Origin of the sequence: Methylobacterium sp. ME121, from assembly GCF_000974725.1 — a bacterium.
GTDB lineage: Bacteria > Pseudomonadota > Alphaproteobacteria > Rhizobiales > Beijerinckiaceae > Methylobacterium > Methylobacterium radiotolerans.
In genome coordinates, this window is the sequence record NZ_BBUX01000004.1 from 187,592 (window position 1) to 200,804 (window position 13,213).

At 71.0% G+C, this 13,213-nt stretch carries 14 protein-coding genes; all 14 read right to left on the reverse strand.

Annotated elements, in window-relative coordinates; all coding sequences use genetic code 11:
* Positions 1-7 precede the first annotated feature (7 nt).
* Entirely contained in the window at positions 8-610 is a 603-nt protein-coding gene (plsY, locus tag ME121_RS05745) for a glycerol-3-phosphate 1-O-acyltransferase PlsY (RefSeq protein ID WP_024831116.1), read from the reverse strand.
* Entirely contained in the window at positions 610-1,914 is a 1,305-nt protein-coding gene (locus ME121_RS05750) for a dihydroorotase (protein ID WP_029360477.1), read from the reverse strand. Before ME121_RS05750 ends, plsY begins: the two co-directional genes overlap by 1 nt.
* Positions 1,911-2,714, reverse strand: coding sequence for an imidazole glycerol phosphate synthase subunit HisF (gene hisF, locus ME121_RS05755; protein WP_059408480.1), 804 nt, complete (start codon positions 2,712-2,714; stop codon positions 1,911-1,913). The genes ME121_RS05750 and hisF overlap by 4 nt, the downstream gene beginning before the upstream one ends.
* 32 nt (positions 2,715-2,746) lie before the next feature.
* Complete coding sequence (gene hisA / locus ME121_RS05760; protein WP_012317477.1) at positions 2,747-3,490, reverse strand: 1-(5-phosphoribosyl)-5-[(5-phosphoribosylamino)methylideneamino]imidazole-4-carboxamide isomerase; 744 nt, start codon at positions 3,488-3,490, stop codon at positions 2,747-2,749.
* Between the two features lie 37 nt (positions 3,491-3,527).
* Positions 3,528-4,187 carry an imidazole glycerol phosphate synthase subunit HisH gene (gene hisH / locus ME121_RS05765; RefSeq protein ID WP_059408481.1) on the reverse strand — a complete coding sequence of 220 codons (660 nt, stop codon included), beginning with the start codon at positions 4,185-4,187 and terminating at the stop codon, positions 3,528-3,530.
* Positions 4,188-4,206: 19 nt separating this feature from the next.
* Complete coding sequence (locus tag ME121_RS05770; RefSeq protein WP_024831118.1) at positions 4,207-4,686, reverse strand: DUF2628 domain-containing protein; 480 nt, start codon at positions 4,684-4,686, stop codon at positions 4,207-4,209.
* Positions 4,687-4,759: 73 nt separating this feature from the next.
* Positions 4,760-5,347, reverse strand: coding sequence for an imidazoleglycerol-phosphate dehydratase HisB (gene hisB / locus ME121_RS05775; protein ID WP_012317474.1), 588 nt, complete (start codon positions 5,345-5,347; stop codon positions 4,760-4,762).
* Positions 5,348-5,431: 84 nt separating this feature from the next.
* Complete coding sequence (locus ME121_RS05780; protein ID WP_029360473.1) at positions 5,432-6,307, reverse strand: S-methyl-5'-thioadenosine phosphorylase; 876 nt, start codon at positions 6,305-6,307, stop codon at positions 5,432-5,434.
* 298 nt (positions 6,308-6,605) lie between these two features.
* Entirely contained in the window at positions 6,606-7,517 is a 912-nt protein-coding gene (locus tag ME121_RS05785) for a cytochrome c1 (RefSeq protein WP_024831119.1), read from the reverse strand.
* 18 nt (positions 7,518-7,535) lie between these two features.
* Entirely contained in the window at positions 7,536-8,822 is a 1,287-nt protein-coding gene (locus ME121_RS05790) for a cytochrome b (RefSeq protein WP_012317471.1), read from the reverse strand.
* 13 nt (positions 8,823-8,835) lie between these two features.
* The gene (gene petA / locus ME121_RS05795; protein WP_012317470.1) at positions 8,836-9,405 is read right to left on the reverse strand and encodes a ubiquinol-cytochrome c reductase iron-sulfur subunit; all 570 of its coding nucleotides are present in this window, start codon (positions 9,403-9,405) and stop codon (positions 8,836-8,838) included.
* A gap of 197 nt (positions 9,406-9,602) precedes the next feature.
* Complete coding sequence (locus ME121_RS05800) at positions 9,603-11,468, reverse strand: ABC transporter ATP-binding protein (RefSeq protein ID WP_012317469.1); 1,866 nt, start codon at positions 11,466-11,468, stop codon at positions 9,603-9,605.
* An 88-nt stretch (positions 11,469-11,556) separates the two neighbouring features.
* Complete coding sequence (locus ME121_RS05805; protein ID WP_012317468.1) at positions 11,557-12,144, reverse strand: AprI/Inh family metalloprotease inhibitor; 588 nt, start codon at positions 12,142-12,144, stop codon at positions 11,557-11,559.
* A gap of 170 nt (positions 12,145-12,314) precedes the next feature.
* On the reverse strand, positions 12,315-13,139 hold the full coding sequence (locus ME121_RS05810) for a succinate dehydrogenase iron-sulfur subunit (protein ID WP_059408482.1): 825 nt from the start codon (positions 13,137-13,139) through the stop codon (positions 12,315-12,317).
* Positions 13,140-13,213 lie beyond the last annotated feature (74 nt).

The following is a 13,213-nucleotide window of genomic DNA, read 5'->3' on the forward strand; positions in this document are numbered from 1 at the left end:
CCGGCACTCAGCCCTTCTGGCCGATGCGCCCCTCGGTGCCGGACGCGAGTCGGCGGATGTTGGGCGCGTGCTTCCACCATAGCAGCAGGCCGAGGAGCAGGAACAGCAAGGCCTGTGTCGGGGCACCGAGCGCCCAGAGGACGAGGGGCGTAGCCGCCGAGGCGGCGAGCGCCGCCAGCGACGAGTACTTGAGCGCGAAGGCGAGCCCGAGCCAGATCGCCGCGAACGCCGCGAGGGCAAGCGGGCTGAAGGCGAGCAGTACCCCGATGAAGGTCGCGACGCCCTTGCCGCCCTTGAAGCCCAGCCAGACCGGGAAGAGGTGGCCGAGGAAGGCGCCGAGCCCCGCGGCGAGCGCCGGGCCCTCGCCCAGCTGGCGCGCGATGAGGACGGCCGCCGTGCCCTTGAGGGCGTCGCCCAGCAGCGTCGCCGCGGCGAGGCCCTTGCGGCCGGTGCGCAGCACGTTGGTGGCGCCGATATTGCCGGAGCCGATCGCCCGCACGTCGCCGAGGCCGGCGAACTTCGTGAGAATCAGCCCGAACGGGATCGAGCCCAGGGCGTAGCCGAGGGCGAGACCGCCGAGGGCGGCCGGGGTCGCCAGATCCGGCGGCATCATGCGGCCGCCGCGAGGTCGTCGACCGCGTGGACGATCCGGCCGCCGACCAGCGTCAGCACCGCCGCGCCCTGGAGGCGCGCCTCGTCGAAGGGAGAGTTCTTGGAGCGCGACTTCAGCCGGCGCTTGTCGAGGACGTAGGGGAGGTCGGGATCGATCAGCACCAGGTCGGCGGGGGCGCCCACCGCCAGCCGGCCGGCCTCGCGGCCGAGGATCCGTGCCGGATTGACGGTGAGCGCGGCGACGAGCTTGGGCAACGCGAGGTCGCCGGTGTGGACGAGGCGCATCGCGGCGCCGAGCAGGGTCTCGATGCCGAGCGCCCCGTCCGCCGCCTCGGCGAAGGGCAAGCGCTTGGTCTCCACGTCCTGCGGGTTGTGGTCGGACACGACCACGTCGATCACGCCCTCGCCGAGGGCGCCCACCACCGCCTGCCGGTCGGTCTCGTGGCGCAGGGGCGGCGAGAGCCGGCAGAAGGTGCGGTAATGGCCGATGTCGTTCTCGTTGAGGACGAGGTTGTTCACCGAGACGCCGCAGGTCACCGGCAGGCCGTCCTGCTTGGCCCGGCGGACGATCTCCACCGAATCCGCGCAGGAGATCATCGCCGCGTGGTAGCGGGCGCCGGTCAGCCGCACGAGGCGGATGTCGCGCTCCAGCATCACGGTCTCGGCCTCGCGGGGGATGCCCATCAGCCCGAGGCGCGAGGCGAGCTCGCCCTCGTTCATCACGCCCTCGGCTACGAGGGCGGATTCCTCCACGTGCTGCACGATCAGCGCGTCGAAATCCCGGGCATACGTCAGGGCGCGACGCAGCACCTGGGCATTGGCCACGGCCCGGAGCCCGTCCGTGAAGGCGACCGCGCCGGCCTCCTTGAGCAGGCCGAACTCGGTCATTTCCCGGCCGGCCAGCCCCTTGGTGATGGCGGCCGCCGGCAGGACGTTGACGCTCGCCGTGTCGCGGGCTCGCCGGAGCACGAAGTCGACGATGGCCGGCTCGTCGATCACCGGGTTGGTGTCGGGCATGCAGACGAGCGTCGTGACGCCGCCCGCCGCCGCCGCGGCGCTCGCCGAGGCCAGGGTCTCGCGGTGCTCGGCTCCCGGCTCACCCACGAAGGCGCGCATGTCGATCAGCCCGGGGGTCAGCACGCGGCCGGCACAGTCGACGCGCTTCGCGTCGGCCGGGGCGCCCGGCGCCGCGCCGGCGGCGATGTCGGCGATGCGGCCGTCCCGCACCAGCACCGCGCCGGCGGTCTCGCGGCCGGTCGCGGGATCGAGGAGGTTGGCGTTCGCCAGAAGGTAGCTGCTCACTGGGGCGCCCTCGCGGAAGAGGCCGGACCGTCGAGGCGCATGGCGAGACCGGCCGCCGCCATGTGCGCCTTCGCCTCGGCGACGCTCGCCTGCCCGAAATGGAAGATGGAGGCCGCCAGCACGGCGCTGGCGCCGCCCTCGGCCACGCCGGCCACGAGGTCGTCGAGGCCGCCGACGCCGCCCGAGGCTATCACCGGCACGGTGACGGCGTCGCTGATCGCGCGCGTGAGGGCGAGGTCGTAGCCGGAGCGGGTCCCGTCCTTGTCCATGGAGGTGACGAGCAGCTCGCCCGCGCCCTTCTCGGCGACGAGGCGCGCGAAGGCCACGGCGTCGATCTCGGTCGGGTCGCGGCCGCCGTGGGTGAAGATCTCCCAGGCGGCCGGCGCGCCGGGGGGCGAGACGCGCTTGGCGTCGATCGCCACCACGATGCACTGCGCGCCGAACTTCTCGGCGGCCCGGGCCACGAGGTCGGGATCCTTCACGGCCGCGGTGTTGATCGCGACCTTGTCGGCGCCGGCGAGCAGCAGCGCGCGCACGTCCTCGACGGTGCGCACGCCGCCGCCGACCGTGAGCGGCATGAAGCAGGCCTCGGCGGTCCGGCTGACGATGTCGAGCAGCGTGCCGCGGGCCTCGCGGCTCGCGGTAATATCGAGGAAGCACAGCTCGTCGGCGCCGGCCGCGTCGTAGACCTTGGCGGCCTCGACGGGATCGCCGGCGTCGCGCAGGCCCTCGAAGCGCACGCCCTTCACGACGCGCCCGTCCTTCACGTCGAGGCAGGGGATGATGCGGGTCTTCAGCACGGGCGGCGTCTCATGTCGCGAGTCTCTGGATATCACGCCACCGGGCCGCGCGCCGCAGCGATCGCGGCCAGGGCCGCCTCCGGATCGATGCGGCCGTCGTAGAGCGCCCGGCCGGTGATCGCGCCCGCGATCAGGGCGCAATCCGGCTTCAGCAGGCGGTGGACGTCGTCGATCGACGCGAGGCCGCCCGAGGCGATCACCGGGATGCGCACGGCCTGGGCGAGCGCCAGGGTCATCTCGACGTTGAGGCCCTTCAGGATCCCGTCGCGGGCGATGTCGGTGTAGATGATGGCCGCGACGCCCGCGTCCTCGAACCGGCGCCCCAGCTCCTCCGCGGTCATGCTGGAGGTCTGCGCCCAGCCCTCGACCGCGACGCGGCCGTCCTTGGCGTCGATGCCGACCGCGATCTTCCCGGGATACTTGCGGGCGGCCTCCCGGACGAAGCCGGGATCGCGCACCGCCGCGGTGCCGATGATCGCCCGGGCGACGCCCTTGCTCAGCCAGCCCTCCAGGGTCTTCATCTCGCGGATCCCGCCGCCGAGCTGGACCGGGATCTTCACCCGCGCGAGGATCGCGTCGACCGCCTCCGCGTTCCGCGGCGCCCCCGCGAAGGCGCCGTCGAGATCGACCACGTGGAGCCAGGAGAAGCCCTGCGCCTCGAAGATCGCGGCCTGCGCGGCCGGATCGTCGCCGAAGACCTTGGCCTGCGCCATGTCCCCCTGGATGAGGCGGACGCAACGCCCCTCTTTCAGGTCGATCGCCGGGTACAGGATCACGGGCGCTTCCGTCCTTCTTGCCTGGGCCGAACGGCGCTCACGGGCGCCAGTTCAGGAAGTTGGCGATGAGCGCGAGGCCCAGCCGCTGGCTCTTCTCGGGGTGGAACTGCGTGCCGGCGACGTTGTCGCGTGCGACGAGGGCGGTGACCGGGCCGCCGTACTCGGCGCGCGCCACCACGTCGTCCGGGCGCTCGGCCTTCAGCGCGTAGCTGTGCACGAAGTACGCGTGCAGCCCGTCCTCGCCGGTGGGAATGCCGGCGAGCAGCGGGTGGTCGCGCTCGGTCCGCAGGGTGTTCCAGCCCATATGGGGGACCTTCAGCGCCGGGTCCGACGGCCGGATCGGACCGACGTCGCCGGGGATCCAGCCGAGCCCCGGCGTGGTCGTGTACTCGAGCCCGCGGCTCGCCAGCAGCTGCATCCCGACGCAGATCCCGAGGAACGGGCGGCCGGCCCCGTGGGCGACCTGCGTCATCGCCTCGACCATGCCGGGGACGGCGTCGAGACCGCCGCGGCAATCCGCGAAGGCGCCAACACCGGGCAGCACCACGCGGTCGGCCGCAGCCACCACGTCGGGGTCCGAGGTCAGGCAGATCCGCGCGTCGCGCCCGCTCTCGCGAGCGGCGCGCTCGAAGGCCTTAGCGGCGGAGTGGAGGTTGCCCGACCCGTAATCGATGATCGCGACGGTCTCGGTGCTCATGCGCGTCTCGCCCGGGAACTCACCGGGCGCCTTCCTGGGCGGGGAACAGCCCGATCACCGGCTCGGCCCGCCGGCTGGGGCCGCTCGGGAACGGGGCCCGCGGCGCGGCCGGGCTCGCCTCGAGCCAGCGGTTCAGAGCCCGGGCTTCGGCCTCCTCGGGCGTCGCGGCGACCACCGCGTCGCGCGCCGGCCAGCCGCGCCGCGCCAGCGTCCAGCGGCGCAGGCTCGAAGCCTCGAGGCCGATCAGCCAGCCGGCCAGCAGGGTGACGATCAGGCCGGCGCCGGCCGGCAGCCCGAGGGCGATACCGGCGGCGGCCAGCGCCACGAGCCCGACGAGCACGAGCAGGGCGGCGAGCCAGAGCCGGTGGAACAGGAACCACAGCACCGTGAAGGCGAAGGCCGGCCAGGAGAAGCCGTCCCGCACCAGCAGCGCCCGGTCGAGCCCGAGCGATTCGCCCGGCCGCGCGTCGGCTGGCAGGTGGAGCGTGTAGCTGCGCATCCGCATCGCGAAACTCCGACAGCGTGCGCCGCGACGGCCGCGTGGCCGATCCGGGCGCCCGGCGACAACAGGTCTACAGGGAGCCCTTGGTGGAGGGAACGCGCCCCTCCTCCCGCGGATCGATCGCCACGGCCTTCCGCAAGGCGCGGGCCAGCCCCTTGTAGCAGCTCTCCGCGATGTGGTGAGCGTTGTCGCCGTAGAGGGTCTCCACGTGCAGGGTCAGGCCGGCATTCATCGCGAAGGCCTGGAACCACTCGCGCACCAGCTCGGTGTCGAAGGTCCCGATCTTCTCCACTCGGAAGGTCGTGCGGAACACCAGGAAGGGCCGGCCCGAGATGTCGACGCAGACCCGGGTCAGCGCCTCGTCCATCGGCAGGTGGATGTCGGCGTAGCGCGTGACCCCGCGCTTGTCGCCGAGCGCCTTGGCGAACGCCTGTCCCAGGGCGATGCCGCAATCCTCGGCCGAGTGGTGCTGGTCGATATGCAGGTCGCCGTCGACCTTCACGTCCAGGTCGAACAGGGCGTGCCGCGCCAGCAGATCCAGCATGTGGTCGAGGAAGCCGATCCCGGTGGCGATGTTCGACCGCCCGGTCCCGTCGAGATTGACGGAGACCGCAATGTCGGTCTCCGCGGTCTTCCGGCTGATGGAGGCGCTGCGCATTTCGGTCTGGACTTCGCGTCGGGGGCGGCCAGGGCCGCCCGCGCCTTCTAGAGGGACTCGTCGCCGAATGGAAAGGGCGGCCGGCTAGCCGTTGAGGACCCGCCCCGCCACGGCGTCGAGCTTGGCGAGCAGTGCCGGGTCCCGGACGGCGGGCGCCGTCATGATCGCGCCGGCGAGCGCCCGGTGCGAGCCCGCCGGGCACGGCTCGCGCTCGGCCGGGAAGTCGCGGGCGAGGCGGGCCACGAGGCGCGCCGCCTTGTCGGCGTTGGCGCGGGCGACCGCGATCACCGAGGCGACGTCGACCGCGTCGTGGCCGGGGTGCCAGCAATCGTAGTCGGTCACCATCGCGATCGTCGCGTAGGTGATCTCCGCCTCGCGGGCGAGCTTGGCCTCGGGCATGTTGGTCATGCCGATCACGTCGAAGCCCTGGGCCTTGTAGGCGCGGGACTCGGCGAGGGAGGAGAATTGCGGCCCCTCCATGCAGACATATGTGCCGCCGCGATGGACCGCGATGTCCTCGGCCTTCGCGGCCTGGGCGATCCGCGCCTGCAGGCCGGGGCCGACCGGATGGGCCAGGGACACGTGGGCGACGCAGCCGTCGCCGAAGAACGACGAGGCGCGCCCGTGCGTGCGGTCGACGAACTGGTCGACGAGCACGAAGAGGCCCGGGGGCAGGTCCTCGCGGAACGAGCCGCAGGCCGAGAGGGCGACGAGGTCGGTCACCCCAGCCCGTTTCAGGGCGTCGATATTGGCGCGGTAGTTGATGCCCGACGGCGAGAGCCGGTGGCCGCGCCCGTGGCGGGCCAGGAACACGACCTTGGTGTCGCCGATCCGCCCGACGCGGAGGGCGTCCGAGGGCTCGCCCCAGGGCGACGCCACGCGCTCCTCGCGCACGTCCTCGAGACCCGGCAGGTCGTAGACGCCGGAGCCACCCATGACACCCAGTACCGCTGCGCTCATGCCGGAATCCCTCAACGCGCGACGCCTCGGCAGCGCGGCTTATCCCACCCGGCACCTCATCCTGAGGTGCCGGAGCAATGCGGAGGCCGCGAAGGAGACCTCCCGAAGCCGCTCTGATCCCTGGAGCCCGCCTTCGAGGCCCGATGACGCGATCACCTCAGGATGAGGTGGTGCAGGGGACGGGCAGTGTCGGAAGGAGGACCGTCGCGGCGGGCGAGCGGTAGCATGGAGAGCCGACCAAAAAAAGATGGACCTCCCGAGGGAGGCCCATCCGAACAGCGGACTGATCTGGCCGGCCTCAGTAGGTCTTGTGCAGCTCCGGCTGGAGGCCGTGGACCTCGCCGCCGACATCGGCCCAGATCTTCTTCTTCACGTAGTAGAGCAGCCCCGACAGGATGATCAGGAACAGGATCACCCGAAAGCCCAGGGCCTTGCGGTCCATCATGTGCGGCTCGGCCGCCCACATCAGGAAGGCCGAAACGTCCTTGCCGTACTGGTCGACCGTCTCGGGCACGACCGGCTGGCCCTGATCGTTCTTCGGGTACGAGACCTGCCCGTCGGTGATCGGCGGTGGCATCGCGATGATGTGGCCGGGATAGTACTTGTTGTAGTGGCCGCCCTCCGGCAGCGCGAAGTCCTTCGGCGGATCCTCGTAGCCGTTGATCAGGGCATGGATATAGTCCGGCCCCTGCTCCGAGTAGCCGACGAAGGGCAGCCAGTCGGTCAGGAAGTAGAGCGAGCCGCGGGAGAAGGTCCGCGCCTTGGCGATGACCGAGAAGTCCGGCGGTGCCTTGCCGCCGTTGGCGGCGGCGGCCGCCTGGTCGTTCGGGAACGGCGGCGGGAACGTGTCGGCCGGCCGGCCCGGACGGTCGAACATGTCGCCGGCATCGTTCGGCCCGTCCTTCACTTGGTAGGTCGCGGCCAGCGCCTTGACCTGCCCGGCCGAGAAATGCGGCCCGCCCTCCTGCGCGAGGTTGCGGAAGGAGACCAGCTTCATCGAGTGACAGGCGGAGCAGACTTCCTTGTAGACTTGGAAGCCGCGCTGCAGCTGCGCGGTGTCGAAGCGGCCGAACACGCCGGCAAAGCTCCAGTTCACGCGGGCCGGGATCGGCCCGCCATGCCCTTCCTGGGCAGAGACCGGCACGGCGCCGATCAGCAGGGCCGCCAGGGCGGCCGCGGCGGTCGTCGAGAGGACGCGGGTCATCATCATGGTCCTGTCGTCAGCCCGTCAGCCTTTGGTGGTCGGAGCGGCGGCGGCGCCGGCCGGCATGCCGGACCCGCTCACCTGCTTGCCCGGCCCGGTCACGCTCTCGAGGATCGAGCCCGGCAGCTTCTTCGGCGTCTCGAATAGGCCGCAGAGCGGCATGACGATCAGGAAGTGCGCGAAGTAGTAGGCGGTGCAGACCTGCGCGGCGAGCACGTAGCCGCCCTCCGGGGGCTGCGAGCCGAGCCAGCCGAGGAGCAGCGTGGCGCCGACGAAGACCCAGAAGAACTGGCGGTAGAGCGGCCGGTAGTTGCACGAGCGGATCCGCGACGTGTCGAGCCAGGGCGCGAAGGCCAGGATGATCACCGCCGAGAACATCAGGATCACGCCGCCGAGCTTGCTCGGGACCGCGCGCAGGATCGCGTAGAACGGCAGGAAGTACCATTCCGGCACGATGTGCGCGGGCGTCACCGCCGGGTTCGCCTGGATGTAGTTGTCGGCGTGGCCGAGATAGTTCGGCTGGTAGAACAGGAACCAAGAGAACAGGATCATGAACACGCAGACGGCGAACACGTCCTTGATCGTCGCGTAGGGCGTGAACGGGACCGCGTCCTTGCCCGACTTGATCGGGATGCCGACCGGGTTGTTCTGGCCGGTGACGTGCAGCGCCCAGACGTGCAGCACGACGACCCCGGCGATCATCCACGGCAGCAGGTAGTGCAGCGAGAAGAAGCGGTTGACCGTCGGATTGCCGACCGAGTAGCCGCCCCAGAGCAGGGTCTGGATCGTGTCGCCGACCACCGGGATCGCCGCCAGGATGTTGGTGATGACGGTGGCGCCCCAGAAGCTCATCTGGCCCCAGGGCAGCGTGTAGCCGAGGAAGGCCGTCGCCATCATCAGCAGGTAGATCACGACGCCGAGGATGTAGAGCACCTCGCGCGGGGCTTTGTAGGACCCGTAGTAGAGGTTGCGGAACATGTGCAGGTACACGGCGACGAAGAACATCGACGCGCCGTTGGCGTGCGCGTAGCGCAGCAGCCAACCGTAATTCACGTCGCGCATGATCTTCTCGACGGAGGTGAAGGCACCCGTCGCCGAAGGCTCGTAGTGCATCGCCAGCCAGACGCCGGTGACGATCTGGATGCCGAGGAAGGCGATCAGGATCGCCCCGAAGGTCCAGAAGTAGTTCAGGTTGCGGGGAACCGGGAAGGCCACGAACGAGGAGTGCACCAGCCCGACGATGGGCAGGCGCGCCTCGAACCATTTGGCCACGCGGCTCTTGGGGACGTAGGTGCTGGCTGTCGCGCTCATGCTTCCGTCCTCCTCAGGCCGCTTCCTTGCCGCCCTCGCCGATCCGGATCTTGGAATCCGTCTCGAAGGCGTAGGGCGGGATCGGCAGGTTGATGGGCGCCGGTCCGTGGCGCACGCGGCCCACCGCGTCGAACTGCGAGCCGTGGCACGGGCAGGCCCAGCCCTCGAAATTGCCCTGGTGGCCGATCGGCACGCAGCCGAGATGCGTGCAATTGCCGTAGACGACGAGCCACTGGTCGTGGCCGCTCTTGACCCGCGTCGGGAAGGCGGCCGGATCGATCATCGCCGAGAGCGGGACCGCCTTCATGTCGGCCACTTCCTTGGCGGTCAGCTTGCGCACGAAGATCAGCTTGCCGCGCCAGAAGACGTTGACGATCTGGCCGTCCTGGATCGGCGTGAGATCGACCTCGATCGGCGCGCCCGCGGCGATCGTGTCGGCGTCGGGCGCCATGGAAGAGATCAGCGGCCATACGGCGGCCCCCGCCCCGACCGCCAGCCCGGCGCCGGTCGCCAGGAACAGGAAGTCACGGCGGCTGCCGTCATGACCAGAGACCGCGGGAGCGGCGGCTGATGTGTTCGCCAAGGTTCGGAACTCCATGCGTCGGCGTCAGGGCCGCAGGTGCCCTCGTCCCGGCTCGGTCCGGGAACAAAGCATTATGGTTCTAATCTGAGCAATGAGACCGTCTGCCGCCCCCGAGTCAAGCCGCTGTGTGCGGCGCGGCGATAAGGTCGTCCCTCGATCGTAGCGGTATGTTGCCGGCAATCGCGCCAGCGCACCGCTCAGGCGACCACGCTGTCGTACCGCGGCGTCCCGTCGTCGAGGAAACCGCCCGACTGGCGCGACCAGAGGCCGGCGTAGACGCCGCCGGCGGCGACCAGCTCGGCATGCGTCCCCTCCTCGATGATCCGGCCGCGGTCGATCACGACCAGTCGGTCGAGGGCCGCGATGGTCGACAGGCGGTGCGCGATCGCCAGCACGGTCTTGCCGGCCATCAGCGTGTCGAGGGAGTCCTGGATCGCCGCCTCGACCTGGCTGTCCAGGGCCGAGGTCGCCTCGTCGAGGATGAGGATCGGCGCGTCCTTCAGCATGACCCGGGCTATGGCGATGCGCTGGCGCTGCCCGCCGGATAGCTTGACGCCGCGCTCGCCGACCTGGGCGTCGTAGCCGCGCCGGCCCTTGTGGTCGACGAGGTCGGCGATGAACGCGTCCGCGTGGGCGAGGCGGGCCGCCCGCTCGATCTCCGCCTGGGTCGCGCCGGGGCGGCCGTAGGCGATGTTGTCGCGGATGGAGCGGTGCAGCAGGGACGTGTCCTGGCTGACCATCGCGATCGCTTCGCGCAGGGATTGCTGCGTCACCGTCGCGATGTCCTGGCCGTCCACCAGGATGCGCCCGCTCTCCACGTCGTAGAGCCGCAGGAGCAGCCCCGCCAGGGTCGACTTGCCCGCGCCGCTGACGCCGACCAGCCCGACCTTCTCGCCCGGACGGATCGTCAGGGAGAAATCCTCGATGACGGTGGCGTCGCCGCGCCCGTAGTGGAAGCCGACCTCCTCGAACCGGATCTCGCCGCCGGTGACGGTCAGCGTCCGCGCGTCCGGCGCGTCGACGAGGCCGTGCGGCCGGGCCATCGTCTGCATGCTCTCCTGGACCACGCCGACGTTCTCGAAGACGCCGCGCACGGTCTGCATGACCCAGCCCGACATGGCGATGAGGCGCAGGACCAGGGCGAGCCCCGCCGAAGCCTCGCCGGTACTCATGCCGCCGTCGCGCCACAGGACGAGGCAGGCGGCGCCGGTGGCGATCAGCAGCGCGCTGTTGAGCAGCCCGAGAAGGCTCGTGGTCAGGGTCACCAGCCGGAACTGGTGGAGGTAGGCGGCGGTGTGGACCTCCACGGCGTCCTGGACGGCGGCCCGCTCCTCGCGATCGCGGGCGAAGAGCTTCACCGTCAGGATATTGGTGTAGCTGTCGACGATGCGGCCGATGAGGGTCGAGCGGGTGTCGGCGGTCTTGTGCGAGCGCGCCCGGGCCCGGGGCACGAACCACGCGGTCAGGGCCGCGTAGGCGGCGATCCAGAGCAGCACCGGGACCGCGAGCCATGGCGAGATCGCGCTGAACAGCCCGACCGCGGTGATCGCGTAGATCGCCACGTACAGCAGCGTGTCGATGAAGACGACGGCGAGTTCCCGCACCGCCGGGCCCACTTGGACGACGCGGTTGGCCAGACGGCCCGAGAAGTCGCCCTGGAAATACGAGAGCGCGTGCCCGAGGGTGTAGAGATGCGCCCGCCAGCGGATCTGGCTGGTGGATTGCGGCACGACGAGCTGGTTGGACAGCACCTCGTGGGCCCAGATCGACAGCGGTCGCACCACGGCGATCAGCAGGACCACCAGCCCGAGCTCGACTGCGTGGTCCGACAGCACCGTCGCCCGGTCGGCCGAGCCGAGCAGGTCGATGAACCAGCGCATCACGAGGTAGAGGGAGGCCTCGACCGTGCCGGCGACCACCGCGATGACGAACAGCGCCGCCAGGGCGGCGCGGATCGGGCGCAGGTAGAACCAGGCGAAACCGAGAACCGACCGCGGCGGCATCCGCGCCTCGTCGAAGGGCGCGAAGGGGTCGACGCGGCGTTCAAGCCAATCGAGGAACATGTTTACGGAGGCGTGACGCGGCGGGAGCCCCTCATGTAAGCGCCTCCCGCCGCGCGCCAACCGCGCGGCGTGGTCGCGCCGCGCGGCCTCAGCGGTTGAGGGCGAGCGCCGCGCCGGACTTGGTCAGGGCGCCTTCCAGGCCGCCGCCGCCCTGGCGAAGCCGCGCCGCCACCGAGCCGCCCGGCTGGTAGAGGTAGACCTCGCCGTCGCGGAAGTCCCAGGCCGAGACCCGCGCCAGATCCTTGTTGGCGCAGCCCGAGGCCGTCGCCCGGTAGAGGTCGAGGGCCGGCGTGCTCGAGAGCGTGACCTTGCAGTTCGCCCCGGTCGCGTCCCGGGCATCCCAGCTACCGACCACCGCGGAGCGGCCGCCCGTGGCGACCGGTGGCGGCGGCGGCGGCGGCGCGACCGGCTCGGCGATCACGGTCGGACCACCGGGCGGCGTCGCGGCCGCCTGGGCGCCGGGTGGGGGCGGCGCGTCGGGGCTCGCGGCGACGCCGGGCGGCGGCGCCAGCGGGGCCGCCGTCACGGTGCCCGACGGCATGGCCGGCACGGTGTCGAGGGACGCCTGGGGCGACGGACCCCGGGTGCGCGGACCGTCGAGGCGGCTCGAGGCGCAGGCGCCGAGGCTGGCGCTCAGACAGAGAACGGCGAACGTCGACAGGCTCGGGCGCAGCATCGGTCCACTTCGGATCAGGCTTCAGAGCGCGGAGGCGCTTCGACCCTGACTCCGTGCCAATTGCGCTGACCGCAAGGCAGCGCTCCCAGCCCGGGCCGACTCCGCTGCGGAGAGCCGGCCTTTTCGGCCGAGTGTGGCCCTCAAGCCTCACGCCCGGCCGGACTCTGCAATCAGAGCGTGCGCTCGACCATCATCTTCTTGATCTCGGCGATGGCCTTCGCCGGGTTCAGGCTCTTCGGGCAGGTATTGGCGCAGTTCATGATGGTGTGGCAGCGATACAGCCGGAAGGGATCGTGCAGCCCGTCGAGGCGGTGGCCTGTGTTCTCGTCGCGCGAGTCGATCAGCCAGCGATAAGCCTGGAGCAGGGCCGCGGGGCCGAGGAACTTGTCGCCGTTCCACCAGTAGCTCGGGCACGACGTGGTGCAGCACGCGCACAGGATGCACTCGTAGAGGCCGTCGAGGCGGGACCGGTCCTCCGGCGTCTGGCGCCACTCCTTCTCGGGCGCGGGCGTCTCCGTCTGGAGCCAGGGCTCGATGGCGGCGTGCTGGGCGTAGAAATTCGTCAGGTCCGGCACGAGGTCCTTCAGGACCGGCATGTGCGGCAGCGGGTAGATGCGGATCGCCCCGTCCTTGTCCTTGCGGGTCATGACCGGCAGGGCGTTGTCGGGGCTCTTGCACTCGTCGATGCCCATCGTGCAGGCGAGCGCGTTCTGCCCCTCGATGTTCATCGCGCAGGAGCCGCAGATGCCCTCGCGGCAGGAGCGGCGGAAGACCAGCGTCGAGTCGACCTTGTTCTTGATCCACAGGAGCGCGTCCAGGACCATCGGGCCGCAATCCTCACGGTCGACCTGGTAGGTGTCGATCCGCGGATTGGCCCCGTCATCCGGGTTCCACCGGTAGATCTTGAAGGTCTGCAGGTTCCTGGCGCCGGTCGGGGCCGGCCAGGACTTGCCCTGCGTGATCTGGGAGTTCTTCGGAAGGTTGAACTGAGCCATGGTTCTCGACGGCTTCCGCTAGAGCAGGACGCGGCGGCCGGAGGGGCAAGGCCCCGCCGCCGCAGTCGTGGTGC